The 24,700-nt window shown below is 62.6% G+C and carries 20 protein-coding genes; 5 read left to right on the forward strand and 15 right to left on the reverse strand.

The window, feature by feature from the left end:
- The 6 genes from E4662_RS23590 to E4662_RS23615 form a co-directional block, all read right to left on the reverse strand.
- Positions 1 to 2,010, reverse strand: a complete 2,010-nt coding sequence (locus tag E4662_RS23590) for an alpha/beta fold hydrolase (RefSeq protein WP_168798077.1) — start codon at positions 2,008 to 2,010, stop codon at positions 1 to 3.
- A gap of 13 nt (positions 2,011 to 2,023) precedes the next feature.
- Positions 2,024 to 3,004 carry an alpha/beta fold hydrolase gene (locus tag E4662_RS23595; protein WP_136444104.1) on the reverse strand — a complete coding sequence of 327 codons (981 nt, stop codon included), beginning with the start codon at positions 3,002 to 3,004 and terminating at the stop codon, positions 2,024 to 2,026.
- Positions 2,991 to 4,256, reverse strand: a complete 1,266-nt coding sequence (locus E4662_RS23600) for an NAD(P)/FAD-dependent oxidoreductase (protein WP_136444105.1) — start codon at positions 4,254 to 4,256, stop codon at positions 2,991 to 2,993. The genes E4662_RS23595 and E4662_RS23600 overlap by 14 nt, the downstream gene beginning before the upstream one ends.
- Before the next feature lie 3 nt (positions 4,257 to 4,259).
- Positions 4,260 to 5,627, reverse strand: coding sequence for a lysine N(6)-hydroxylase/L-ornithine N(5)-oxygenase family protein (locus tag E4662_RS23605; protein ID WP_168798078.1), 1,368 nt, complete (start codon positions 5,625 to 5,627; stop codon positions 4,260 to 4,262).
- Positions 5,624 to 6,877, reverse strand: a complete 1,254-nt coding sequence (locus E4662_RS23610) for an aspartate aminotransferase family protein (protein WP_136444107.1) — start codon at positions 6,875 to 6,877, stop codon at positions 5,624 to 5,626. The genes E4662_RS23605 and E4662_RS23610 overlap by 4 nt, the downstream gene beginning before the upstream one ends.
- A 188-nt stretch (positions 6,878 to 7,065) precedes the next feature.
- Complete coding sequence (locus tag E4662_RS23615; protein WP_136444108.1) at positions 7,066 to 7,467, reverse strand: rhodanese-like domain-containing protein; 402 nt, start codon at positions 7,465 to 7,467, stop codon at positions 7,066 to 7,068.
- Positions 7,468 to 7,699: 232 nt separating this feature from the next.
- On the opposite strand from E4662_RS23615, the gene cysE reads away from it, so the two are divergent.
- The 5 genes from cysE to E4662_RS23640 all read left to right on the forward strand — a co-directional run bounded on the left by cysE (position 7,700) and on the right by E4662_RS23640 (position 11,782).
- Positions 7,700 to 8,512: a serine O-acetyltransferase gene (gene cysE, locus E4662_RS23620; protein WP_136444109.1), complete on the forward strand. Its 813-nt coding sequence runs from the start codon at positions 7,700 to 7,702 to the stop codon at positions 8,510 to 8,512.
- 250 nt (positions 8,513 to 8,762) lie between these two features.
- Positions 8,763 to 9,194 carry an endonuclease domain-containing protein gene (locus tag E4662_RS23625; protein WP_168798079.1) on the forward strand — a complete coding sequence of 144 codons (432 nt, stop codon included), beginning with the start codon at positions 8,763 to 8,765 and terminating at the stop codon, positions 9,192 to 9,194.
- 171 nt (positions 9,195 to 9,365) lie between these two features.
- Complete coding sequence (locus tag E4662_RS23630) at positions 9,366 to 10,229, forward strand: hypothetical protein (protein WP_136444111.1); 864 nt, start codon at positions 9,366 to 9,368, stop codon at positions 10,227 to 10,229.
- 46 nt (positions 10,230 to 10,275) lie between these two features.
- Positions 10,276 to 10,506 (forward strand): hypothetical protein, encoded by a 231-nt coding sequence (locus E4662_RS23635; RefSeq protein ID WP_136444112.1) that lies wholly within the window; start codon positions 10,276 to 10,278, stop codon positions 10,504 to 10,506.
- The gene (locus E4662_RS23640; RefSeq protein WP_168798080.1) at positions 10,496 to 11,782 is read left to right on the forward strand and encodes a helicase HerA-like domain-containing protein; all 1,287 of its coding nucleotides are present in this window, start codon (positions 10,496 to 10,498) and stop codon (positions 11,780 to 11,782) included. The genes E4662_RS23635 and E4662_RS23640 overlap by 11 nt, the downstream gene beginning before the upstream one ends.
- Before the next feature lie 104 nt (positions 11,783 to 11,886).
- Here E4662_RS23640 and E4662_RS23645 read toward each other — a convergent pair whose 3' ends face one another.
- The 9 genes from E4662_RS23645 to E4662_RS23685 all read right to left on the reverse strand — a co-directional run bounded on the left by E4662_RS23645 (position 11,887) and on the right by E4662_RS23685 (position 24,692).
- Positions 11,887 to 13,074, reverse strand: coding sequence for a hypothetical protein (locus E4662_RS23645; RefSeq protein ID WP_136444114.1), 1,188 nt, complete (start codon positions 13,072 to 13,074; stop codon positions 11,887 to 11,889).
- Positions 13,075 to 13,215: 141 nt separating this feature from the next.
- Positions 13,216 to 14,481 (reverse strand): hypothetical protein, encoded by a 1,266-nt coding sequence (locus E4662_RS23650; protein ID WP_136444115.1) that lies wholly within the window; start codon positions 14,479 to 14,481, stop codon positions 13,216 to 13,218.
- Between the two features lie 134 nt (positions 14,482 to 14,615).
- Positions 14,616 to 15,821 carry a hypothetical protein gene (locus E4662_RS23655; RefSeq protein ID WP_136444116.1) on the reverse strand — a complete coding sequence of 402 codons (1,206 nt, stop codon included), beginning with the start codon at positions 15,819 to 15,821 and terminating at the stop codon, positions 14,616 to 14,618.
- A 110-nt stretch (positions 15,822 to 15,931) separates the two neighbouring features.
- Positions 15,932 to 17,224 carry a hypothetical protein gene (locus E4662_RS23660; protein ID WP_136444117.1) on the reverse strand — a complete coding sequence of 431 codons (1,293 nt, stop codon included), beginning with the start codon at positions 17,222 to 17,224 and terminating at the stop codon, positions 15,932 to 15,934.
- 118 nt (positions 17,225 to 17,342) lie between these two features.
- The gene (locus tag E4662_RS23665) at positions 17,343 to 18,548 is read right to left on the reverse strand and encodes a hypothetical protein (protein WP_136444118.1); all 1,206 of its coding nucleotides are present in this window, start codon (positions 18,546 to 18,548) and stop codon (positions 17,343 to 17,345) included.
- A gap of 84 nt (positions 18,549 to 18,632) precedes the next feature.
- Entirely contained in the window at positions 18,633 to 19,805 is a 1,173-nt protein-coding gene (locus E4662_RS23670) for a hypothetical protein (RefSeq protein WP_136444119.1), read from the reverse strand.
- A gap of 76 nt (positions 19,806 to 19,881) precedes the next feature.
- On the reverse strand, positions 19,882 to 21,117 hold the full coding sequence (locus E4662_RS23675) for a hypothetical protein (protein ID WP_136444120.1): 1,236 nt from the start codon (positions 21,115 to 21,117) through the stop codon (positions 19,882 to 19,884).
- Between the two features lie 101 nt (positions 21,118 to 21,218).
- Positions 21,219 to 24,032 carry a trypsin-like peptidase domain-containing protein gene (locus E4662_RS23680; RefSeq protein ID WP_136444121.1) on the reverse strand — a complete coding sequence of 938 codons (2,814 nt, stop codon included), beginning with the start codon at positions 24,030 to 24,032 and terminating at the stop codon, positions 21,219 to 21,221.
- Between the two features lie 21 nt (positions 24,033 to 24,053).
- Positions 24,054 to 24,692, reverse strand: coding sequence for a hypothetical protein (locus E4662_RS23685; protein WP_136444122.1), 639 nt, complete (start codon positions 24,690 to 24,692; stop codon positions 24,054 to 24,056).
- Between the last annotated feature and the right edge of the window lie 8 nt (positions 24,693 to 24,700).

Raw genomic sequence — 24,700 nt, forward strand, 5'->3', positions numbered from 1 at the left:
TCAGGCAGCCTTTCTCTGAGCGCCATCGGGGGCGGATTGTCCGGTGAGGAAACCGACCATTTCGGCGATGAAATCGGGGGAGGAATAGAGCGAGAGGTGCGTGGCTTCGTTGTCCACATGCAGCCGCGCGCCGGGGATCACGCAAGACGCGTCATAAGAGCCGCGCGGGTGGGCGGTGATGTCACCTGCGCCGGTGAACAGCGCCGTGGGGGCCTTGATCTCACCGAGCCAGTCCATCGGGTCTTCCTTGATGAAGGCGCGGATCAGGCGGGCGTAGCGGAACACCTGATCGGGGTTGGCGGTGAGGCCCTGCACGATGTGTTTCTCGTGTGGGAGCGTCACGGACATGGCCTCGTTCGCCTTGTTCGCAATGTCGCGGGTGAACAGGCGGACCATGGCGCTGCGGTCTTCTTTGAAGACGGAATTATACAGCACCTTGGCGATGGACATGGACACGGCGACCTTGGGCATGATCGACTTGAGGTTCTTCTGGAAAGGCGTCAGCTCGGCCTTGCGGTGCATGAAGCTGCCGTTGATCAGGGCCAGTTTGGTGATGCGTTTGGGGGCCTTGGCTGCGATGTGGCTGGCCACAACCGCGCCGGTGCTCCAGCCCATGAGGTGCATCTGGCGGATGCCAAGCGCGGCAGAGATGAGTTCCCAATCGTCGAAATGGTCTTTCATCGACAGGCCGGTTTCGGTGGCGAGGTCAAAGCCGCGATCCGGCAGGCCCCGGCAATCCCAGGTGACGGTGTTGAAGCCCTGTTTGCCGAGCGAGGTGATCAGCGGGTGCAGGGCGTTTGCGGGCATGCCGTAGGCGTTGACCAGCATGACGGTCTCGCGGGTCTCGTCGTAGTCGCGGTTGACATAGGCCACCACCGGCCCGCCGGAGGCGCGTTGCAGGTGGATCATCTGCATCCGGTCCATGAGCGCGCCATTGCGGGCTTCGTTGACGGCGGCCTCTATGAGGTTGAGCGCGTCGATCTCGTAGATCTTGTCCTGTTCCTCCAGCACTTCGCCGGTGAAGGTCTTGCTGTTGGAGGCCAGCGTGTAGGGGGCAAAGAAGGAAAGCGCCTCGTTCAGGGATTTGTCGGCCGGGTCAATTTTGGCGGGGTCTTCGGTGCAGACGATGCGCAGGGAAAGCCGATCGCGCAGGGCGGCGACGAGGGTGCTGACCGGCACGTTCGAGCCGCCGATAAAGCGGGTTTTGACGGCGGCGTTCAGCGTGGTGTCAGCCAGCTCCTCCATCATCACGTCAATGACGCGGTCGATGTACGTCAGGTTCAGAGCACCTTTGCCACAGGCGAGGCTGACGCGGGGCGTCTCGCCTTTGTCGGCCAGCTTGCGGGCTTTGGCGGCGAGCACGCGGATCACGCCATAAAGCGCGCTGGTCGAACCGGCGGGCAGTTTGCTGTCGCGGGCGCCCACGATGATCGAAGGGCGCAGGAGGGTGAGACGCCAGCCGTGGGTTTGCGCGGCCTCGGTCAGGATGGCTTCCGCCTGCGCCTTGCTCTCTTCATAGGCGTTGTTGAAGGTGTTGCCGGTCTTGGGATCGGTGATGTCACAGGTGACCTCACCCTTGCCGGTGACATAGGCCGTGGAGAGGTAGCGCACTTTCTTGACGCCAAGGGCCTGGGCCAGATCGGCCAGCGCCTTGGCGGCAGTGACGTTCTGTTCGGCGCTGGCGGGGGACAGCTCGGAGGCGATGTGCCAGATTTCGCTGATCTTGCCACGGGTGAGCTGCATCTGTGCGTCCCCGGACAGGCCAAAGCGCGGCTGGGTCACGTCGCCGGTCAGGATGGTGACGGATTTGGCGAGGCCCGCAGGCGTGGCATCCGAGCGGTTCACCGCGTGGCAGGCGCGGGCGAGGGCGCGTTCAAGGCGCTCGGCCTGATCGTCCGAGGCGCGTTGCAGGGTGAAAATCTGGCGGCCTTCCGCTTCGGGGCTGGCGAGGAGCCGCGCGAGGAAGCTCGATCCGACAAAGCCGGTGGCTCCGGTGATGAGGATGGACATGGGTCTTTCTCCTTCAGTTCGAGGCGAGCGCATGCGGGCAGGGCGCGGCACCTGAGGTTGCGGGTTTGGTCTGGCGTTGCAGCCAGTCGGTGATGTGCGCCGCGAGGGCGGCAGGGTCTGCTTCTTCCGGCAGGTTGTGACCGGTCAGAGGCAGGGTGATGAGGTCGGCGGCAGGGATCTGCGCCTGAAATTCGGAGGCGAGCGGCAGCGGCAGCCAGATGTCTTCCTCACCCCAGATCAGCAGGGTCGGCAGCGTCAGGCAGCTGAGCTCATCGGCGCGCTCGAAGCTGATCGCGTTCATCCGGGCAAAGAGCGCATCGCGCGCGCCGTCCCGCAGAAGGAGATCGTGGTAGCGGGTGACCTGCGCGTCGGTGATTTTGGTCTCGTCAAACACAGCGTCCTTGAGATTTTCGCGGACAATGAACTCGGGCGTGACGTTCTTGAGCATCGGCCCGAGGACCGGGGTTTGCGCGATCTTCCAGGTCAGCGGGCTGGGCGTGGGCAGGCCGGTGGGGGCCAGAAGCACCAGCTTGTCCGCCACCTGCGGCGCGTCGATGCCCAGCGTCCAGGCGATCTGACCGCCGGTGGAATGGCCGATGATGGCCTTGGGTTGCACGCCGATCTTCGCAAGGAAGGCGATCAGCAGGGCCGTGTTGTCACGGTTGTGAAAGCCGGTGTCGGGGCCCGCGAGGGACAGGCCGCTGCCGGGCAGATCGAGCGCAATGACGCGGTAGCCCTTGTCTGTCAGAGCCATGCCGAGCGCGGCGTAAGCGCCTTGCTCTGCGCCCGACCCATGCAGGAGGATCAGCGGCTCGCCGGTGCCTTGATCGGTGTAATGCAGGGTTGCGCCGGACACTTGCGTGAAGCGGGAGGCCTCTGTCTGATAGGCGATCCTGACCTGGGAATAGGGGATGTCCGCGCGGTATCCGGCGATCCCCAGCGCCGCAGTGGCGCTGAGGAGGCCGAGGGCCGCGAGGGACTTAACCCCGAACATGGGTCAGCTCCGGGGCGGTGCGCGGAGCCCCGCGCAGGTTGGCGAGCAGGATCCGGCCCAGCGTGCCCGGCGAGAGGAACTCCTGCCATTTGATCACACGCCCGACAAAGAGGTGCACCCGGTGGGCGACCACGGCATCGCGGACGGCGGCGCGGGAGATGAGTTTCTCCAGAAGGTTCGCCTCGCGCCCTGAAGAGGCATCGCGGATGAAATACTCATGGCCTGCCAGCATGGATTTGTGCTGTTTGGCATAGGCGTTGAGCGCCTCGGCGTGGCCCTTGCCGGAAACCAGCGCCGGGCCAACCCGCTCCGCCATCCAATCGGCGGCCTGCATGGCAAAGCCGCAGCCGACGCCGGACATGGGATCGCAACTCATGCAGGCATCGCCCACAAGCGCGAGGCCCTGATAGGTGGCCGGACGCCAGTAATCGTGCAGCTTGCGCATGCCGCGGATTTCCGAGGCGGGCGTGGCGGTGGATTGATCGGGCGCGTTTGGCAAATCCTTGAAGAAGGATTCCAGAGCGGTGCGGCGGTCGGCCTTCCATTCGGGGAAGTCCTCTTCGCAGACAAAGGCGCAGAGCATCGTCAGATCGCCGTCGAACGGATAGGCAAAGCCCATGTCGCGGCCGGTCTGCCAGAATTGCGCGGTTTTGCCCGTCTTGAGCGGCATGTTCTCGTAGTAGGAATAATACACGAAGCGATTGTTTTCGCGCATTTTTGTCGGCACGCCTGCGAGTTTGGCACCGGGGGAGCCGCGCCCATCGGCCAGAACGATCTGACGCGCGTGGGCGGTTTGCGGGCCGTCCTTCGTGGCGTAGGTGAGGCCGCAGAAGGTGCCGGTTTCATCGGCGTGCAATTCGGTCAGCGTGGCGCCCAGTTCGAGCGTCAAGGTCGGCTCGGCCTGCATCAATTCGAGCAGCAGCGGATCCATCACCTTGCGGCGCACCGAATAGCCGTGGGCGGTGGAGGGATCGCCCGCGCCCTCGTCTTTGATCCAGCCGTATTCTGTCCAGATCTCGCAGGCGTTCTGGATCGCGCCTGCGGCGTCGAGCTTTTCCTTCAGGCCCAGCTTTTCGATCACCGGCAGGGCAGAGCGCTGGATAAAGGTGGTGCAGACTTTTTTGTACGTGTCCTCATCGGGTTTGCGGTCAATGGCGAGGACGTTCAGCCCCTGCCGGGCGAGCAGGATGGCGCTGGCCGCGCCCCCCGGCCCTGCGCCGACAACAATGGCGTCATAGGTTTGCGAGGTCATGGGTCAGGCCTCCTCTGTCTCGAATGTCGGGAAATCGGCGGGCACGGCGAAGGGCACCTGGCCTGCGAGCGCATCGCGGATGACGGTGGAGCGGATCCACAGCAGGCTGAACGAACCCGCATCGCCAAAGCCGTGGGTGCTTTCGCACAGCCCGTTCAGGAACACCTTGGGCGGGTCCTGATCCGGAATGGATGGCGCGTGGCCCGCAAACTTCAGCGAATAGTCGCGGGCCACGTCCACCCCGCCGTCACTGCGGTATTCGCAGATCGGGGCAAGGCCGCGCATCAGGGGATGATACGCTTCCCGTCCATCGCCGCTGCCGAAATTGCGGAAGCCGGTGGCAACAACGATGGCATCCGTCACCTGCACGTGCCGCTCTTCGGAGTAGGCATCGCGCGCGGTAATCTTCAACCGCCCGTCAGGGGTGCGGGAGATGGTTTCGATATGGGCGTTGGATTGCAGCGTGAGCCGCTCCACGCCGGTGACTTTCTGTTCGTACATGATCATGTCGAGATGCTCGATCACGTCATGGTCCGCCGCGCCGTAGTTGGAGCGCCAAAGCTCGGCGGTCATCTTCTGCTGCTTTTCGATCGGGGCGTTGTAGAAATAATCCACGAACTCCGGCAGGTAGATTTGTTCGGTGAAGGGGCTGAGGTCCTTTTGCTTGAAGCCGAAGGAGCGGGTCAGGGAGGTGACCTGCAGGCTCGGGCTGCGGCCCAGCAGATCGAGGATGATCTCGACGCCGGACTGGCTGCCACCCACCACGGTGACATGTTTGACGCCTTCCTCGATCCACGCCTTGGCATGGCTAAGGTAATCCGTCAGGTGCACCACGCGGTGGCCCATGTGGGGGGCGAAAACCTCGGGGATGTTGGCGCTGCGGCCTGTGCCGATGGAGACGTTGCGGGTGAGGAACTCGCGCCCGTTTGCCTCGACGCGGAAGAGATCCACGCCGTCGATGATCTCGCGGGTGATGCCGGTGACGGGGCTGTCATAGCGGACCACGTCGCCGAACTGTTCGGCCACCCATTTCACATAGCCAAGATATTCGGAGCGCGGCGGGAAGGGGGCCTCCAGGTTGAGATAGTCGAGCAGGCGGTCCTGCGCCTTGAGATACGACAGGAAGCCGTATTGGCTCTGCGGGTTGCGCGGCGTGACGAAATCGCGGAGCGGGTTGTGCTGAATGTCCGTGCCGGAGATTGCCATGTCCGGGTGCCAGGAGGCCTCGGCCATGCTCTCAAGGAAGAGGGTGTTGTCGAGATTGCCCTCCTCTTCGAGGGCAATCGCCAGCGCGATATTCGAGGGGCCAAAGCCCACGCCGATCACGTCATAAACGTGGGTTTGGGTGAGGGGGAGAGCGCCGTCCATCATGCCACCTCGTCGAATTGCGAGGTCAGCGTTGTGCGCACGGCCTCTTCGATGATCGTGCAGGCGATGGTCAGCTCCTGTGCCGTGGCGGTGAGCGGAGGGAGCAGTTTGAGCACCTCGTCTTCGGGGCCGCAGCATTCGACAATCAGCCCGGCGTCATAGCAGCGGGCGCGGGCGGTGAGCGCATCAGCCGGATCGGGGAAGGCGAGACCCTGCATAAAGCCGCGTCCCTTCCGGGTGAGGCCATAGCTGGCGGCGATGCGGTTCAGCGTGCCTGTGAGCTGCGCGGATTTTTCGGCCAGCTCTTCGGAAAAGCTGCCGTCGCGCCAGAACAGATCAAGCGCCGCAGCCCCTGTGACGAAGGCATGGCAATTGCCGCGGAAGGTGCCGTTGTGCTCGCCGGGGGAGAGGGCGTCGAACTCGGGCTTGAGTAGCACCATCGCCATGGGCAGGCCGTAGCCGGAGAGGGATTTGGCGAGCAGGACAATATCCGGCGAGACGCTCATGTCTTCGAAGGAAAAGAAGCTGCCGGAGCGGCCACAACCGGCCTGAATGTCGTCTACGATCAGCAGTGCGCCGTGTTTGCGGGCGATGGCCTCGATGCGGCGGAGCCAGCGGCCGGACGCGGCGTTGAGACCACCTTCGCCCTGGATGACTTCGACGACAAAAGCGGCGGGGGCGTCGATGCCGCCCGAAGGATCGTCCAGCAGGGCTTCGATGTAATCGGCGGTGTCAAAGCCAAGGCTCTGGTAGCCCTCATAGGGCAGGCGGGTGACGTCGGAGGTGATCGGGTTGCCTTGGCCGCGATGGTGCGACGAGCCGGTCAGGGCCAGCGCGCCAGCGGTGCAGCCGTGAAAGCCGTTGGTAAAGGCGATGACATTGCGGCGGCCCGTGGCCTTGCGCGCGATCTTGATGGCGGATTCAACGGCGTTGGTGCCGGTTGGGCCGCAGAACATCATGCGGTGGGTCATGCCGCGCGGCTCAAGGATCACATCGCGGAAGGTCTCGCAAAAGCGCTCTTTGGCGGCGGTGTGCAGGTCGAGCGACATGGCAAGGCCGCCGGACTGGATATAATCGACCAAAGCCGCCGAGAGGCGCGGCTCGTTATGGCCGTAGTTGAGCGAGCCGCAGCCCGCGAGGAAATCGAGATAGGTCTGGCCGGAGGCATCGGTCAGCAAGCTGCCTCTCGCGGTGGCGAAGTCTGCGGGGAAGGCCCGACAATAGGTCGCGACCGTACTTTCAAAATCATACATGGCAGTCTCCCTTGGGGGTTTCGTTGGAGGGTTGGCACAAGGCACGAGGGCGCCGGGCCTTCGAAGCGGGGCTCCGAAAGAGGGAATGAACGTCTGGTTTTTGAGAAAAGCGCCGGCCCAGGCCCCATGTCCTACGTCGGACCCGGACCGGCAGAGTGCGGCTTAGTCAGCCGACAGGGAGGATAGGGTTACGCGCAACCGCAGGTGATTTCAGTGCCCTCGCGCGCCTCGGCGCCGGTGGTGGCATAGCCATCGCGGATCCACCAATCGAGCCCGCCCATCAGCTCCTTGACCTTGAAGCCAAGGGTCATGAGTTTCAGCGCGGTTTTGGTGGAGGCGTTGCAGCCGATGCCGTCGCAGTAGCAGACATAGGTCTTGGAGGTGTCGAGATAGGCCGTGCTCTTGGTGCAGATCTCGCGGTGCGGCAGGTTGATCGCGCCCGGGATGGCTTCCCTGGCGAAGGCTTCGGCGGAGCGGCCATCGACCACAACCACGTCTGAGCCTTCTTCCTGAAGCGCCACATAGGTGTCCCAGCTGTCCATCTCGTAGGCCAGCTTCTTTTGGTAGTGCAGCAGTTGATCCATATCCATGGGTCTGTCCTTTGGGTTGTTCGTTACACGGTCTTTCGTTCATCCGGCGCAGGGTCTTGGCGATCAGGGTCCAGTGCGCTGGCTTTCCATCACGCTAGGGGATTCTGCGTGCTTCGGATATTCCCCCGAAAGGGGTCTCAAACTGTAGACCCTCAATTGTGGGGGGTGGCTGGATGGGCGGGGGGCCGTAGCCTTTGCGGCAGTTCTTCTCCCCATACAAAGGCCTCAGATCATGACCGTTTCCTTCCAGACCCCCGCCCCGGACAGCCTCGCCGTGCCACCCGATTGGCCTGTGCTTTATGAGGAGGCGCGGGCGCTTGCGCGGCGCGAGCCGCTGCTTGCGCCGTCTTTGTCGTTGTACTTCCCGGACGGGGGCGATCTGGCGCTCGCCTTGGGCGCGCGGCTGGCCGAAACCTTGCAAACGCCCTGCATCGGGACCGAGCGGCTGCGGCTGCTCTTTGTCGAGGAGTTCCGGCGTGATGCGGGTCTCGTGACGGCGGCGCAGGAGGATCTTTATGCGATTCGCAGCCGCGATCCGGCCTGCGATACCTACCTGCACGCCTTCCTGAATCTCAAAGGGTTTCAGGCGGTTCAGGCGTATCGGGTCGCCCATGCCCTGTGGTCTGCTGAGCGGACCGAGCTGGCGCTCTGGCTGTCGAACAGGGTGTCCGTGGCGATTGGCGTGGACATTCACCCGGCGGCCCGGATTGGCCTCGGGGTGATGTTCGACCATGCCACCGGTGTGGTGATCGGCGAGACGGCGGTGGTCGAGGATCACGTGTCGATCCTGCAGAACGTCACGCTCGGCGGTACGGGCAAACACGGCGGCGACCGCCACCCGAAAGTGCGGCGCGGCGTGATGATCGGGGCCGGCGCGAAGGTTGTCGGCAACATCCAGATCGGCGCAAATGCCAAGGTGGCGGCGGGCAGCGTGGTGCTCAAGGACGTGCCGCCCAACTGCACCGTGGCGGGGATTCCGGCGCAGATCGTGCGCATCCACGACGCCAGCCAGGCCCCGGCGGAAAGCATGGATCAATCGCTGTGACAGGGACCGCCCCCACCCCAACCCTCCCCAAGGGGAGGGGGCGCAGTGCTTGATCCAGATGAGAGCGCAAAGGAATCTCCGGTCGCATACATGCCTTGTCTCCACCCCTCTTAACCTTTGCTTTACCCGCATCGGACAAAGTCCCCTCCAGACCCGAGCGCGTCTTCCCTCCCCTTGGGGAGGGTCAGGGTGGGGCAGCGAACGCGCGGCAAGGGATCACCCTGTGGGGGATGTCGGAGAGGAGAGGGCTATGCCCGGTTACCACAGTGACGCCCAGAAATGCGAAGCCCGCGCCCGGCGGCGCGCCATGTCGGACGCCGAGGCCTGCCTTTGGCACCATCTGCGCGCCCATCGCTTCCGCAATCTGCACGTGCGGCGGCATGCGCCCATTGGTCCCTGGATCGTCGATTTCCTGATTGCCCGGCACCGTCTGGTGATCGAGGTGGCGGATGTGGCGCCGCCGGATCCTGTGCGCGCTACGGACATAGCGGCGCGGGGGTATCACATCCTGCGGTTCTGGGATCGGGATGTCCTGCGCGGGACGGCTGGTGTTCTGGACCGGATCGGCGACGAGGTCAGCGCACGCTCCATGCTGCAAGCCGAACCTTACCGCGCCCCGCCCGCGCGCCTGCCCTTGTCGCGCCGCCCGTCGCGGTTCCCCCAGACCCAGACTTCCGCGTGACAGACCGGTCCTGCATATCGCGCCACTTGGGCGCGGATTTACCATAATCTTGATTACGGGCAAACCTGACCGGGCACGCACAACCTTGCAATCACCGCCGGAACGCGGCACCCTGATGGGCGGTGTTTGCAGTGATTTCCGCTGACACAGGTCCGTTTTCTGGAGCCAGACATGCCGCATTACAAAGAGATGTCCGCGGCGGACATCCTGTCTGATCTGCAGGGCCGCAAAGGATCGGATCTGGAGAAGCAGGTCAAAAGCCTGCTGTACAAAAAGGCGAACCGTCCCGAAGACATTGCAGAGCAGCGAGCGCTGTTTCAGGGTCTGCACACCCTGCCCGGCCTGAGCCGGTTCGAGCAGACCTACGCGCTGATCGCCGCCACGCACAAAGCCTCCGAGCTCTGCCTGCCGGAGGCCGTGGCCGCCAATGCGCCCGCGCTCTGGGATTGCTATGACTGGGCCAAGGGCCTGCCGGGCAAGACGGAGCTGCGCAAGGATGGCAATCACCTGCGGTTCTCCATTCTCTACGTGTTGATGAATGGCGGGGTTCTGACGCAGGCCAAGGATCTGCCGCAGACCGCGCAGACCGTCCTGAAGGCGCTCGCCACCATAAACCCCCGCCAGACAACACATTATTCCTTCAACACCACAACCAATATCCTCAACATTGTCGGTCTTGCCTTGCTGGTCGAACGCGATCGCCTGCCGGACACCGTGCCGCTTCTGAGCGCGCTCATGTTCCATGCCCTGCGGATGAAATTCACCCATGGTGCGCTGAAATCCTACTTTCACATCGGCCATCCCGAGAAGCTGAGCGACATCGAGCCGCCCTCGAATTTCGTCAAGTTCGAAGAGAGTTTCCGCAAGTTCCTGATCATCAAATCCGCTGCCGAGGACCCGCAGGGGCTTTACGCGCCGCAGGCCTTTTGGGACGTGGCGCGCGAGTGCGTGCCTGACTGGACGGAGGCGCAGAAACAGGCGCACCTTCAGGCCCTGGCGCAGCTGACCCCGGACGCGGGCCCGCCTTTGCCATGAACACCCTCCCCCTGAGAGTTCACCATACCTCAGCGGGAGACCTCTCATGCCGGGCAGAACCCCCAAACGCCGCAAGCGCGTTCGCAGACGCAAGGGCCTTGCCCCCCGGCTGCGCCGGAGCTTTGCCATTGCCCTGACCGGGGCGGGCTGGCTGATCCGGGCGCTCTGCGCCGGTGCCGTCTTTGCCCTGCATCAGGTGCAGGATTTTGCCAAAGGCTTTCGGCAAGGCTGGGCCGATGTCTCTCCGCGCAAGACCGGAGACACCCATGACCCTTGATCCCAAATTTCTTTTTGTCGGCCATACGGAGGACACCGAACCCGCTGCCCTGCCGCTCAGAATGGCCAACCGCCATGGGCTGATTGCAGGCGCAACCGGGAGCGGGAAATCCGTGACCGTGCAAAGCCTTGCCGAGAGTTTTTCCCGCGCGGGCGTGGCCGTTTTTGTCACCGACGTCAAAGGCGATCTGGCCGGTCTCGCCGCGCCGCAGGGCGCGCTGCCGGTGCGCTTTCTGGACGTTTTTGCCGAGGCCGGTCATCCGCTGCCAATCTCGTTGCAGGACATGGGGCCAGCACTGCTCGCCCGGATGCTGGGCCTGACCGAGGCGCAGGAAGGCGCGCTCAGCATCGCCTTTCGTCTCGCCCGTCAGGATGGCGCTGGCATTCACGATCTCCCCGCCCTGCGCTTCTGGCTGGCCGAGGTCGAGAACCGCCGCGCGGACATCGCCGCCGAGTTGGGCACGGCCCCCAGCGCCAGCCTCAACGCCATTCGTCGCCGCCTGATGGTGCTCGAAGAGGACGGCACGGCGGCTGCCTTCACGGCGCATGGCCTGCGGGCGAAGAGCCTGCTCGGCCAATCGAGCGGCAAAGGCCACGTTACAATCCTGAGCGCGGAGCGGCTGATCCGGCACCCGCGCAGCTATGCCTATACGCTCATGTCCGTGCTGATGACCCTCGCTCGCGATCTGAAAGAGATCGGCGATACGGACCGCCCCCGCCTTGTCTTCTTCTTTGACGAGGCGCATCTGCTGTTCCGCAACGCCCCGCCGGTTCTGCTTGAAACCATTGAACAAACCGTACGGCTGATCCGTTCCAAAGGGGTCGGGATCTATTTCGCCACGCAGCACCCTCAGGACATCCCGAGCCGTGTCCTTGCGCAGTTGTCGCACAAATGCGTGCACGCTCTGCGCAGTTTCACCGCCGAAGACCGCCGCGCGCTGATGGCCATGGCGCAGGGTTTGCCCTCGGCACCGGGGCTGGACATTGCGGCAGAGATCACCGGGCTGGGCGTGGGCGAGGCCATCTTTGCCACGTTAGGAGAAGACGGCCGCCCCTGCCCCGCGAAAAAGCTGCACATCCGCACGCCGGACAGCCGCATCGGGCCTTTGACCGCAGAGGAACGCGCCGCAATCAACGGCCCCATCGAACCGCTGGCCCCGGCGCCTCCGCCACCCAAACGCCGCCGCAGACGTGCGGCGCCGCAAAGCGGGATCGCCTATGGTTTGGGTGCGCGCGCGGCCCGCTTGGCGCGGCGGATTACACTCCGAGCGCTCTAGAGCATCGTCCTGAAAATCTGTAACAAAGGCGATGCTCTATCCTTCTGTTTTGTCGCGCAATTTGATCCGAAAACCGGTTCCCACTTTTCGGATTGCGCTCTGACTCATTGCTTGAGCAACAGCGCCTCGATCTGGGCCAGCCGCTTCGCCTGCGCCTCGATCACCGCCTGTTGCTCCAGCATGTAGAGCGTCATTTCCTCTATCTTCTTGAGTTGCGCCATCTGCATCTGCGTGATGTCGAGCCCGTCCCGCGCCACATCCGCTGCCGAGGGCACCTCCGGCAAATGCCCGTTCTGGTCAATAAACGCCGAAACCTCCGACAAAGGCCGCAGATCATAGCCCGGTTCGAACACGTAATCGGGCACGTTGAGCGTTGTGGACCCCGAAATGAATGCACCGGGCACTGTCAGATCGCCATCCGCTGTCAGGCTCATCTCCGGCCCGTCCGCCACGGCGTCCGAGATGATGAACCGATTTGGTGAAGCGTTTTCGTGCACGAAATACCAGGTTGTGCCCGCGCTTGTGTTATCGAGCGTAAAATACGAGCCGCCCTTGTTGCGCATGGTCAGAAGCCCGCGCACCGCCGTTGACGAGTTGGCGTTTTCCACCACGATGCCCTGCGCATCATCGGCGGTGCCGTCGTAGCTCAGAATGTGCAGCGGCGCGGATGGCGTGCTTGTGCCAAGCCCCACATTCCCGGTGCTTGCAAAGCGCACCGTATTGGCCGGAGCGTTGTTTTCCAGCACAAACGGTGTGGTGCCGAAATAGGCCTGATCACGCAGAACCAGACCGTCTGCGGTGGTGTCGATGCTCCAATCAACGCTTTCGGTCGTGTTCTCCATTCGGATCTTGGAAAGGCTCGAACCCACCAGATGCAAGCCCGCCAGGGGCAGTTCCGTCCCGAGGCCAACCCGGTTGAATTCATCGAGAACCATGGTCGACGCCGCCGCGCCTGCCTTGATCATCAGAACTTCCGCCCCGGAGGTGGCGTCAATGAACAACAGCTGGTTTTCGCCGCCCTCCGAAATAGCCTCGTCGTCATTGGCCCGGATTGTCCAATCGTTCCTCGGGAAAGACACGCTCGATTCATCCACAAAGGAGATTTGTGTCCGAATGTCCTTCAGCTTCACCTCGGCTGCGTTGCTGGGATAGGTTTCGCTGGCCAAACATTCGCTCCCAACACAAAGGTTGCGCGAGATCGTCGGATCGGTGGTCGGGAGCAGGTCCGCAAAGACAGGCCCGGACAGCGGGGCCATCAGGGCCGCAGCGACAAAAACTCGGGTACCAGACATCACACTCTCCCTTTGTATATGTTCGGGCTGGGCCGGAAATGATCCCCGTCCAGACCCAAATCGCGTTATCTTGGGCAAACATCCCCTGATTTCAAAGCACAATCTCGGCGCTCAGCCGCACGCACACAAGTGAGGAGATCGTTACCTTTCAGACAACAAAGCCTCGATCCGGGCCAGCCGCGCTGCCAGAACCGCATTCTCCTGCGCCTGCGCTTGATTGACCTGAACCTGCGCGTCGATCACCGCCTGTTGTTCGAGGATATAGAGCGTCAGCTCTTCGATCTTCTTGAGCTGCGCCATCTGCATCTGCGTGATGTCGAGCCCGTCGCGCGCGACATCCGCCGCCGAGGGCACCTCCGGCAGGTGCTGGTTCTCAGCGATGAACGCCGAGACCTCCGACAAAGGCCGCAGATCATAATCCGGCTCGAACACATAATCGGGCACGTTCAGCGTTGTCGCCCCGGAAATGAAGTTGCCCGGCACCGTCAGATCGCCATCCGCCGTCAGGCTCATCTCCGGCCCGTCCGCCACCGCATCGGAGATGATAAACCGGTTCGGCGCGGCATTTTCGTGCACGAAATACCAGGTCGTCCCGGCATCGGTGTTGTCGAGCGTGAAGTAAGAGCCGCCATTGTTCTCCATCTTGAACATCTCGCGCGACACACCCTCTGTGCCATCCCGGTTCTCAACCAGCACAGACGCCGTGCCATCGTCCCGCTGGATATGCAGCGACGCGGTGGCGTTTGAAGAGCCGATCCCGATATTGCCATCGTCAAACACGGACAAGGCATAGGTCGGCGCCCCGGCATTTACCCGGAAAGGAAAGGTCACGGCCAGTTCGTCATGCATGACAAACCCGCCCGCTGCCACGGTCATTTCAAAAACCTGCGGCGTGAGTGTTGTGCTGTCCTGTTCGATCCGGATCGTCGGGGCATTGCTGCCGACGATATGCAAAGCCTGCTGCGGCAAAATCGTACCAAGCCCGACATTGTTGCCAGCCACGACCAGCCCGCTCTCCCGCGCCCCGCCCCGCACGGTGAAAGGGATATTGCCGGTCTCGCCGTCCTTGATCGAAAACCGCTCAAGCCCGCCGCTGTCCGGTTCATTGACGATCAGCTTCCATTCGCGGTCCGGAAAGGGCGGGCTGGAGGTGTCAACAAAGGTGACCGACGGGGTCGCATCCCGCAGCTTGAGCGTCACATCCCCGCCAAAGGTCTCGGTGCTGGTGCAGCCGCCGCCAATGCAGGTCGACGCGCCCAGAACGGTGATATCATCGACAAACAGATCCGCGGTGGTGGTGTCGCTGTCGGAAATGACCACCCCGCTGGTGAAGGTGTCCTGTGCGGCGGCGGTCTGGATGAGGCCAAACGCGCAGAGACCGCAGGCGGCGAGCCGTGTCAAATCCATCTGATCAAATCTCCCGCCACCCGCGCGAGGCGCGGACAGCTGATAACTCCGTGTCCAATCGGCCCGCCCCCCCCCCGGCCGGACCTCTACGGCAAAGCTAGGGGCCGGGCCCGGGTCTGTCAAAACGCCGGGTTTTAGCGAGCCTCCAGCGCCTCCAAAGCCTCCAGCCGCGCCTCAAGCGCACGCAGCCGGGTCAGTTCCGCCTCCTGCGCCAGTGTGTAGAGCGTCAGCTCTTCGACCTTCTTCAAAAGCCGCATCTGCATGTCGGTCATATCCAGACCATCCTTTGCGATCTGTGCCGCAGAAGGCACCTCCGGCAAATGCCCGTTCTGGTCAATAAACGCCGAGACCTCCGACAAAGGCCGCAGATCATAGCCCGGCTCGAACACGTAATCGGGGACGTTGAGCGTTGTACTCCCTGAAATAAACGTGCCGGGGACGGTCAGATCGCCATCCGCCGTCAGGCTCATCTCCGGCCCGTCGGCCACCGCATCGGAAATGATAAACCGGTTGGGCGCGGCGTTTTCATGCACGAAGTACCACGCCGTGCCGGACCCGCTGTTTTCGAGCGTGAAGTAAGACCCGCCGTTGCTGGCCATCTTGAACATTTCACGCGGCACGCCCGCATTGCCGCCGGTGTTCTCAACCAGAATGCTCGCGCTGCCATCTTCGCGCTCGACGTGCAGCGCCGCAGCGGGAGAACTGGCACCCACCCCGACTCTGCCTGAGCTGCCGACCATGAGCGAATTGCCGGGCGCGCCGGGGCCCACGAAGAACGGCGTTTCGCTCCCTGTTACATCACGGAGAAAAAACCCGATCGACGTCCCCTGCATGTCCCAAATGTAGGGAAAGTCAGTGGCATCCTCGAACCGGATTCCCACATTACCAAAGGTCCCCCCGCCTATGATATGCAGGTTCTCCTGCGGCAGCATGGTGCCCAGCCCGATCTTGCCATCATCCGCCACATAAAGCCCATTCGCCGGTGCCCCGGCTTCCACGACAAACGGCCGCACACCGCCGCCGGTGACGTCCTCGATTGCGAAATAGTCCGCGCCCGACGGGGCGGTGTCGTTGGCCACAAGCGACCATTTGTTCTGCGGAAAGCTCGGGTTCGTTGTGCTGTCGTCAAAGTCGATCCGCGTGTTGCCATCGTGCAGGCGCAACGTCGCGCCGCCCGCCGCGTCCAGCGAGAAGGACCCGGTCGGATTGTCCGGGCACAACTGGCCAAGACAGAGCGAGCGGCGGATGGTGGCGTCGGATGAGGCTTCAAGCACCTGGGCCGTGGCCCCGGACGCGGGGGCGAGCAGCAGCACGGCGAGAAGGGCAAAAGGTCTGGTCATGCGGATCTCCTGATGGGGTATTGCGCGCAAAGTGGTGGATTGCCCGCGGACGATACCCGTGTCGCGGGCGGTCACAAAATCAAATAAGCGCCCGGCGTTTCCGGCGGCGCTCACTCTGCGGTCAAAAGCGCTTCGAGCCGGGCCACGCGCTCTGCCAGATCGGCATTCTCGCGCGCCTGCGCTTCGATGATCTCTTGCTGCTCAAGCGTATAGAGCGTCAGCTCTTCGATCTTCTTGAGCTGCACCAGCTGCATGCTTGTCATGTCCAGCCCATCGCGCGCTACATCCGCCGCAGAGGGCACCTCCGGCAGGTGGCCGTTCGCATCAATAAAGGCCGAAACCTCTGAAAGCGGCTTGAGATCATAACCCGCCTCGAACACGTAATCGGGCACGTTCAGCGCCGCACCACCCACGGCAAACCCGCCCTCCACGGTCAGAAGACCATCCGCCGTCAAGGTCATTTCCGGCCCGTCCGCCACCCCATCGGTGATGATAAAGCGGTTCGGCGAAGCGTTTTCATGCACGAAGAACCACGTGGTCCCGGACCCTGTGTTGTCGAGCGTGAAGAAAGAGCCGCCGTTGCTCGCCATCTTGAACATCTCGCGCGCCACACCCGCATCGCCGCCGGTGTTCTCAACGGTCAGGCTGGCGCTGCCATCGGCCCGCACCACATGCAGCGGCACGAGGGGGTTCGAGGTGCCCATCCCCACATTGCCGTTGTCGCCTTCGATGAACAACGCATTCACGTCGGTTGCCGAAGAGTACCGCAGGTTGAAAGCCGCGGTCTGCTGGCGGTTGATGATCATCCCCGTCGGGGTCAGGTCTAAGGAAAAACTCGGAACACCGCCGTTGCGGACCAAGAAAGGCCTGGTCCCTGCCGTGATGTCGTAAATGCTGAACTCCGCACCGCCACCAACCTGCATTTCAAAAGTCTGCGACACGCTGGCGCGATTGATCCGAATAGCCGGATCCGCGGTTGTTTCAACATGCAGCGGTGCCTGCGGCAGTTCGGTGCCAAGGCCAACATTGCCAACGCTTGAGAGAACCATCGTCGAATCCGGCGCGCCGGCTTTGATCGTCAGGATTTCGGTCCCGGCGTCGTTATCGATAAACATCAACTGGTCCGCGCCACCGTCGGTGCGATCATTGGCCTGAATAGACCAGTCCCGCGTTGGAAATGCGGAGGTGGCCGAGGTGTCCACAAACTGAATACGCGTGTTGAGGCCCTTGAGCATGATCTGGTTGAAGTCAGAACTAAACACTTCGTTCGTGAGGCAACCGAAACCGACGCAGAGGTTTTCACGTATGCTCGGGCTGGTATCCGACAGCACCTCGGCAAAGACGGGCGTGGCAAGGGTCGCGCTCAGGGTTGTGGCGCTCAGAATAGAGAGAAGACGGGGCATTAGCGTATCCAGAATCCAAAAGTTGCAAGGCAAAGATGTAAGGTACGTTAACCTTTTTTGGATTTAACGCCAAAGAAACTTGGGCCTCCCGGCGATTTTCCCGTTCTGGTTGAGACACTTACGGCTTGAGCAGGAGCGCCTCAATCCGGTCCAGCCGCGCGGCGAGGGCTGTGTTCTCACGCGCCTGCGCCGCCATCTGCGCCGCCATCGCCGCGTTCTGCTCATGCAATTCGGCGATATACAGATGCGCCTTTTCCAGCTCATTCAGCATCCCGCCAGTCATCGCCGTGATGTTGAACGGGCCGTCTTCGGGCGTCGGGCCGACGTTCGGCAGATGCTTCCTCTCACGCATCATCGCCGCCTGTTCGGCAATGCTCGGCAGTGGGTAGTCTTCGTCAAACACCCGGTCACACCCCGCCGCACAGCTCCCGGCGGTGAAAAGCTGGCCGGGGATCGTCAGATCCCCATCCGCCGTCAGGCTCATCTCTGGCCCGTCCGCCACGGCGTCCGAAATAATGAACCGGTTCGGCGCGGCGTTTTCGTGCACGAAATACCAGGTCGTCCCGGCATCGGTGTTGTCGAGCGTGAAGTAAGAGCCGCCATTATTGACCATGGCGAACATCTCCTGCGCGCCGGACGAGCCCGTGTCCAGGATCAGAATCCGGGCGCTGTTGTCATTGCGCCTGATGTGCACAGGTGCGGTGGGGGCGGATGTACCCAGACCAAGATCGCCGGTGTCCTCAAGCCACATTGAGTTGGTCGGTGCACCGTTCTCCAGGAAGAACGGAAAAGCCTGCAATCCGTCCCGATCCAGCAGGCCAAAGCCGTCGCTCCCAATGCTGATTTCCCAATCCGCACCGGAGTTCGTGTGCTGCAAACGGACTTTCGAGACGCTCGACGATACCATGTGCAGATCCGCTTGCGGCATTTCGGTCCCAAACCCGATCCGACCCTGAGCATCCACAACCAGCGACGCCGCCGGAGCGCCGCCTTTGATCGCCATGACTTCGGCGTTATTTGTCTCATCGACGAAGATCAGCTGGTCTTCACCGTTAACCAGTCGGTCGTTGGCCTGGATCGCCCAGTCATAGGAGGGAAAACCTGTTGCGGTCGACGTGTCTTCAAAGATCACCCGCGTCGAGTTGCCCTTCATCTTGAGCTGGCGGAAGTCGCTGTCAAAGCTCTCGTCGTCGACACAGTCGGAGCCGACACACAGGTTGTTCCGGATGGAGGGGTTGGTGCCCGACAAAAGCTCGGCACAAGCCGGGGCGGCAAGCGCTGCGCCGAGAGCCACGGTGGTCAGTAGATGCGAAATACGGGGCATGACGTCTCCTAAAGGTTTTGTACAATGTAGTCCGGGCCGGGCCGGCCCCTTGAACGCGGGTAATCAGGAAAAGGGTCCGCTTCGTTAGTCTTGCGCCATTTGCGCCTCGACCTGGGCCAAGCGTTCTGCCAAGGCTGCGTTTTCACGCCCCTGCGCCTCGATCACCGCCTGCATCTCCAGCATATAGAGCGTCATCTCCTCGATCTTCTTGAGCTGGGTCATTTGCATGCTTGTCATGTCCAGCCCGTCCCGCGCCACCTCCGCGGCAGAAGGCACCTCCGGCAAATGACCATTCTCATCAATGAACGCCGAAACCTCCGACAAGGGCCGCAGATCATAGCCCGGCTCAAACACGTAATCCGGCACGTTCAGCGCCGTACTGCCCACAACAAACCCGCCCGGCACAGTCAGGACACCATCCGCCGTCAGGCTCATCTCCGGCCCGTCCGCCACCGCATCGGAGATGATAAACCGGTTCGGCGCGGCGTTTTCGTGCACGAAATACCAGGTCGTCCCGGCATCCGTGTTGTCGAGCGTAAAGTAGGATCCGCCGTTGTTGACCATGGCAAACATCTCCTGCGCACCGGACGATCCCGTGTCCCGGACCCGAATGCGGGCGCTGTTGTCGCTGCGGAAAATGTCCACAGACGCCTCGGGCTTGTTTGTGCCAAAGCCCAGATCCCCGGTGTCTTCGATCCAGAATGCGTCGCTTGGTGCGCCCGTTTCCACAAAGAAAGGCTCGGTTGTTCCCGGACGTTCAAGCAGGCCGAGCCCGGCACTCCCGATGTTGATGTCCCAATCCGCGCCGGCGCTGGTGTTCTGCATGCGGAGCTTGGAGACGTTTCCCGTGATAATATGCAGATCGGCCTGTGGCAAAGACGTGCCAACCCCCACATTTCCAAAGCTGTTCACATAGAGCGCATTGTCGGGTGCCCCCGCATCAAGCCGCAGGACTTGGCGGTCTGTTTCATCGTCAACAATGGCAAAATACTCCGCGCCGTTTATCGTCGAATCGTTGGCCTGGAGCAGCCAGTCGTTGGAGGGATAACTAGGACCAATGGAGGTGTCTTCGAAATACAGACGCGTGTTGTTCTCTTTCACCTTCATTGGCGCAGCAGAAAAGCCCTCGGCCGCGACGCAATCGGCGCCGACACAGAGGGAACCATCAACACTGTGATTGCCCGTCAGAACCGTCTGGGCATGGCTGGCAACGGGCAAGAAGCTGGCGAGCGCCAACGGGGCGATCAAGCGGATCATGGAGAAGTCCTTTCACAATGAGTGTCAAAATCTTCGGCGGAACCTAGCGCAACGGCCCGACCCCGGCAAATCCAGGTCAATGGGCGGGACCACCCGCCTCCAGCGCCTCCAGCCGTGCGGTCAGATCGGCCAGGTGCTGGCTGTGCTCGGCCTTGATCGTCGCCATCTGCGCCGCCATCGCCGCGTTCTGCTCATGCAACTCGGCGATATAAAGATGCGCCTTCTCAAGCTCATTCAGCATCCCGCCGGTCATCGCCGTGATGTTGAACGGGCCGTCTTCGGGCGTCGGGCCAACGTTCGGCAGATGCTTGTTCTCGCGCATCATCGCCGCCTGCTCGGCAATGCTCGGCAGCGAGTAATCGGCGTCAAACACCCGATCACACCCCGCCGCACAGCTCCCGGCGGTAAAGAGCTGGCCGGGTATCGTCAGATCGCCATCCGCCGTCAGGCTCATCTCCGGCCCATCCGCCACCGCATCGGTGATGATAAACCGGTTCGGCGCGGCGTTTTCGTGCACAAAATACCAGGTCGTCCCGGCATCGGTGTTGTCCAGCGTGAAATAAGAGCCGCCGTTGTTGCGCATGGTGAACATGCCGCGCACGCCGGGTGTCAGGCTGGTGTTTTCCACCCGAATGCCCTGGTTCTCATCAGTGTCAGCATTGCTGCTACGGATGTGCAGAGGTGCGTCAGGCCCATCTGTCCCAAGCCCCACATCCCCCGTGGGCGCCACCCAGAACGCACTGTCCGGCGCGCCGTTCTCGATCATGAACGGAAAGGCCCCTGCGTTCGACAGTTCGCGCAATCCTAGCCCGGTCCCTCCAAGGCTAAGCTCCCAATCCTTATTGTAAGTCTCCGAGACCATCCGGATCTTGCCTGATGCCCCGGACGACATATGCAGATCGGCCTGCGGCAACTCCGTCCCCAGCCCCAGCCTGCCAGAACCATTCACAACAAGGCTCGATTCCGGGGCGCCGGCCTTGATCTTCACAATCTCCACATCGCCCGCCGTGACATCGACGATCATCAACTGATCTTCGCCCCCGCCGGACACCTCATTGGCCTGGATCGCCCAATCGTTGTCGGCAAAGCTGGCGCTTGTAGAGCTGTCATCAAACACGATGCGCGTGTTGGTATGCTCGATCTTGAGCTGATTGAAATCGTTGGAGAAACTCTCGTCCACGTCGCAGAAAGAGCCAATGCACAGGTTGTTGCGAATGGTCGGGCTGGTGCTGGACAGAACCTCGGCACCCACTGGTCCGGCAAGCGCACCACCAAGGGCAGCAAAACAAAGAAGCGTCGGGGAACGGCGCATGGAAATCTCCGGTCTTTATGTCATTTCCGGCAAGCTAACGCCCTGTCCGCAAAACACAAAGTGTTGAATTCCTTGCTCCGCCCCCCGGCGTCAAACCTTGCTCAGAAGGTGATTCCAAGCCAACGCGCGTTAATCAACGCATACAACGTCACCGCGTCCGTCTGTCCTGTCGGTTCAAGCCCGACCGCGCGCTGAAACCCGCTGAGCGCGCGGCGCGTGGCCGGTCCCATCTTGCCATCCGCACTGCCGGCTGCAAAACCGACAGCGTTCAGCGCCTGCTGAATTTCCCGAATCGGCAACGGTTGGGCCCGCCCGTCCACCACGGTCTGAGGCCCGTCCGGGTCGAACTCTGCGCTCTCCCGCGCTTCGAGAAGCAGCAACCGGCCGCGGGTCCTGCGCTCTTCCGCGCTCAACTTCGGTGGCACCAGCTCACCCGCAAACAAAACCTCAAGCGCACCCGGGCTTCTCAGATATGGCAAATTGCCCCAGAGCCAGCCATCCTCCGGTCGGGCCTCCAGATCGTCCAAATGCACCGCCAGAAGTGCCCGCGCGCGCTTGTGCATCCCTTGAAGCCTTGCGCGGAAATCCAGCCCATCCTGTTCCGTCCATTTCTCGTCCCGAAAGCCGTCGATCATCTTCAGCCGCATCGCTTGTTCGACCGTTTCGGGGATCGGCGCTTCGACAAGCCCGATTACCTGCGCCCAGGCCAGCAAGAAATTCACTTCTTCAAGCTGTTTCGCCAGCTGTTCGGCCCTGGTCCTTTTGCCATTGTCATAGGAGTCAAGGTAAAGAACCGAACTCGCATCCGGCATCCGCGACAGCAGCGCAATCAGCTTGCCGCGCGCCCAGTCGTAATCCTCTGCCTCAGCCTCTTCCAGCAACCGCAGCGCCCGTTTGCCGTCCACCGGCAAGGCTTCCCCGCGCAGGTACATGTCCGCCAGACGCACCTTGGCGTTCCGGTCTTCTTCCATAGCCTCGCGGAACAGGGCCACCGCCTTCGCCTTGTCCTCGGGCACACCCCGGCCAAGGCGATAGAGCCGCCCCAGCTCGCGCTTGCCCCAGGCGATATCCGCCGCTGCCGCCACTTCCAGCGCATTCACCGCCGCCTTGTACGTCTCATCATCCGAGCCAAGCTCGACGTATTTGCGCGCGTAAAGGTGCCCGATCTTGGCAAAGGCCTCCTTGTCGCCATCCTCCGCCGCTTCCTCGTAAAGCGCCAGCGCCATCTGCGGATCGCTCTTGCCGTCCTTGCGGTCGCGGAACATGTCACCAAGCAGCCGTTTGGCATCGGGGTGGCCTGCCGCATCGGCAGCGCGGTAATGCTCCTCGGCCTTGTCATAATCCTGCGGCACGCCCCAGCCATTCTGGTACAGCTGCGCCAGATTGCGGTTCGGATAGCTCTCGTACCCAAGCCCCAGCGCCCGTTCAAAGGTCTGCTTGGCCAGCGCATACTGGCCGCGGTTTCTGTATTGCGAGCCAAGGTTGTTCACCGCCCAGTCCACATCCGCCTGCGCCGCGATCTTGTACCAGGCCAGCGCCTCGTCATTGTCCTTTGGCACGCCAAATCCGTTGGCATAGAGCCAGCCGATCTTTGCCGCCCCCTCGGGATCGCCCAGATCAAAAGCCTGCCGATAAAAGGTCATCGCCTGCTTGTAATCCTGCGTCTTGCCTTGGGCATCGCGGTACATGTCACCCAGGGCCCGCGCGGCCACCGCATGGCCCAGCTTCGCCGCCCGCTCGTAGAGCCGCGCCGCTTCCTTCAGATCGGTCTCGACAGACAACCCGCCCTCATAAAGCGATGCAAGGTTGTGAAACGAAGCGGCATAGTCCCGCTCTATCCCGCGCTCAAACAGCCGCCGCGCCTCTTCGTACTGGCCATCCTTGTGATAGGCCCGCGCGAGGTTGTACCGCGCCCGGTTGTGTTTTGGCAGCATGGCCAGCGCCGCGTCACAAATGGCAATCGCGTCCGTCACCACCAGATCATTCCAATCAACCCCGTTGATCCCCGGCGGGTTGTCCGGGTTGTAGGGATGCGCGGCATAACGATCGCAGGCCTCCACCATCGAGACCGGATCCCCGGCCACCGGGCGCGGCGGGGCCGGTTTCACAGGCACATAGTCCTGCCCCAGAATGCGCGAAAACTCCGGGCTGATCGAGGCAATCCGCGTCATCGCCGTGCCCATGTTGAAGCGCGCGCCTTCACTGGCGCCGCGCTTGTGCAGACCCACAACCGTATCGCGCCGTTCCTGGCTGACGATGAAACTGCCGGAGTTGCCCTTGTGCGTGTTGCAATCGTGCAGAACCGTCACCCCGTCCATCGGCTCATTGGCGGCAAAACAGGGCGACATGGACACATGTTTGGCGCGGGCCTTGGGGTGGCCAACGATGAACAGGGACTCGTCCGGTTCGGGGTCGGCAATGTCGAAGGTGATCGGCTGCACCCGCTCTGAGCCGTCGATCAGACGCAGCAAGGCCATGTCCAGCGGAGCGGGATGATACTCGATGGCCATGGGATCCACCCGCAGATATTCCACGTGCCGGGTGCGGTTCGGATCTTCGAAACCGGTCTGGAACACGATGCTCTTGGCCCGGTCCGGGCCGGACTGCGGCACGCAATGGGCGTTGGTCATCAGGATCGTCGGCGCAATCAGCACCGCCGTGCAGCCACTGCGCACGTCGCGCCCGTGGTTGACGTCCAAAAACCCCGTGGCATCCGCCATCGTCCGGACCGGCCCGCGTGTATAGCGCTTGGCCGGAACAAACCCCGGCCCCAGATCGGAGCCGAGCGAGACCAGCGATTGCTGATCCGTAACCGGCACTGTGCCAAAGCCTTCGGGATCAAGCTGCATGGGCTGGCCAAAGGCCGCACCCGCCATCAGGCTCGCGCAAACCGCGCTCAGGGCAATCGTTCTCATGTCACTGTTCTCCTTGTTCCCTCAGCGCACAACCGGGATTTCGACCACCTTGTGGATGGTGATATTGTCCTCCGCGTCGCGCTCATAGGGGCAGCCCTTGCGCGACGGACGAGCGATTTCCAGCGCTTCGGCGCGCCCGATATGGGCCACGCTCGCCGCCATGTCATAAGCCGGATCAACGATCCCGGCGCACAGCGGCAGCGCCACCTTGCCCACCGGATCCCCCGCCTTGCGGCAGGGCGTGTAGGTGATCATCAAAAGCTCCGTCGCCTGCGGCCCCGCCTCGATGCCCTCGGCCTTGTCCACCGCACGGAACGGCGCGCCGGGGGCGTCGGGACAGGTCCGCATGTCCTGATCGGTGCCACAGGGCAGCGTCACCGGCCCGGCGCTCGATTGCACCAGCGGGTAATCGTGGTTCTGCACTTCCTGCGGATCGATTGACCACAGCCGGTAGACCCCCGGCTTCTCGCCGCGCATCTTGATGCGGAAATGATCGCCATAGGCAATCCGGTCCCCGCCGGCAAAGTCGAGATAGTCGCCTTGCGCCTCCCATGTCTCGGGATCGACGCGGTACACGTCCATATCCAGATCAATGCAGTCTTCGGAAAACGCGGCCCCGGCGCTCAGGCTCAGGCACAGGGCAGTCATCACGGTTTTCATCTCTCGGT

Origin of the sequence: Pacificoceanicola onchidii, from assembly GCF_004804335.1 — a bacterium.
Taxonomy (GTDB): domain Bacteria; phylum Pseudomonadota; class Alphaproteobacteria; order Rhodobacterales; family Rhodobacteraceae; genus Pacificoceanicola; species Pacificoceanicola onchidii.

Bases quoted from the DNA above. Each gene is read 5' to 3' on its own strand.
- E4662_RS23600 (WP_136444105.1), bottom strand. From the start codon at position 4,256: ATGACCTCGCAAACCTATGACGCCATTGTTGTCGGCGCAGGGCCGGGG.
- E4662_RS23615 (WP_136444108.1), bottom strand. From the start codon at position 7,467: ATGGATATGGATCAACTGCTGCACTACCAAAAGAAGCTGGCCTACGAG.
- E4662_RS23595 (WP_136444104.1), bottom strand. From the start codon at position 3,004: ATGTTCGGGGTTAAGTCCCTCGCGGCCCTCGGCCTCCTCAGCGCCACT.
- E4662_RS23640 (WP_168798080.1), top strand. From the start codon at position 10,496: ATGACCCTTGATCCCAAATTTCTTTTTGTCGGCCATACGGAGGACACC.
- E4662_RS23655 (WP_136444116.1), bottom strand. From the start codon at position 15,821: ATGACCAGACCTTTTGCCCTTCTCGCCGTGCTGCTGCTCGCCCCCGCG.
- E4662_RS23630 (WP_136444111.1), top strand. From the start codon at position 9,366: ATGCCGCATTACAAAGAGATGTCCGCGGCGGACATCCTGTCTGATCTG.
- E4662_RS23670 (WP_136444119.1), bottom strand. From the start codon at position 19,805: ATGATCCGCTTGATCGCCCCGTTGGCGCTCGCCAGCTTCTTGCCCGTT.
- E4662_RS23660 (WP_136444117.1), bottom strand. From the start codon at position 17,224: ATGCCCCGTCTTCTCTCTATTCTGAGCGCCACAACCCTGAGCGCGACC.
- E4662_RS23685 (WP_136444122.1), bottom strand. From the start codon at position 24,692: ATGAAAACCGTGATGACTGCCCTGTGCCTGAGCCTGAGCGCCGGGGCC.
- E4662_RS23610 (WP_136444107.1), bottom strand. From the start codon at position 6,877: ATGTATGATTTTGAAAGTACGGTCGCGACCTATTGTCGGGCCTTCCCC.
- E4662_RS23605 (WP_168798078.1), bottom strand. From the start codon at position 5,627: ATGATGGACGGCGCTCTCCCCCTCACCCAAACCCACGTTTATGACGTG.
- E4662_RS23635 (WP_136444112.1), top strand. From the start codon at position 10,276: ATGCCGGGCAGAACCCCCAAACGCCGCAAGCGCGTTCGCAGACGCAAG.
- E4662_RS23590 (WP_168798077.1), bottom strand. From the start codon at position 2,010: ATGTCCATCCTCATCACCGGAGCCACCGGCTTTGTCGGATCGAGCTTC.
- E4662_RS23680 (WP_136444121.1), bottom strand. From the start codon at position 24,032: ATGAGAACGATTGCCCTGAGCGCGGTTTGCGCGAGCCTGATGGCGGGT.
- E4662_RS23665 (WP_136444118.1), bottom strand. From the start codon at position 18,548: ATGCCCCGTATTTCGCATCTACTGACCACCGTGGCTCTCGGCGCAGCG.
- E4662_RS23650 (WP_136444115.1), bottom strand. From the start codon at position 14,481: ATGGATTTGACACGGCTCGCCGCCTGCGGTCTCTGCGCGTTTGGCCTC.
- E4662_RS23675 (WP_136444120.1), bottom strand. From the start codon at position 21,117: ATGCGCCGTTCCCCGACGCTTCTTTGTTTTGCTGCCCTTGGTGGTGCG.
- E4662_RS23645 (WP_136444114.1), bottom strand. From the start codon at position 13,074: ATGTCTGGTACCCGAGTTTTTGTCGCTGCGGCCCTGATGGCCCCGCTG.
- E4662_RS23625 (WP_168798079.1), top strand. From the start codon at position 8,763: ATGCCCGGTTACCACAGTGACGCCCAGAAATGCGAAGCCCGCGCCCGG.
- cysE (WP_136444109.1), top strand. From the start codon at position 7,700: ATGACCGTTTCCTTCCAGACCCCCGCCCCGGACAGCCTCGCCGTGCCA.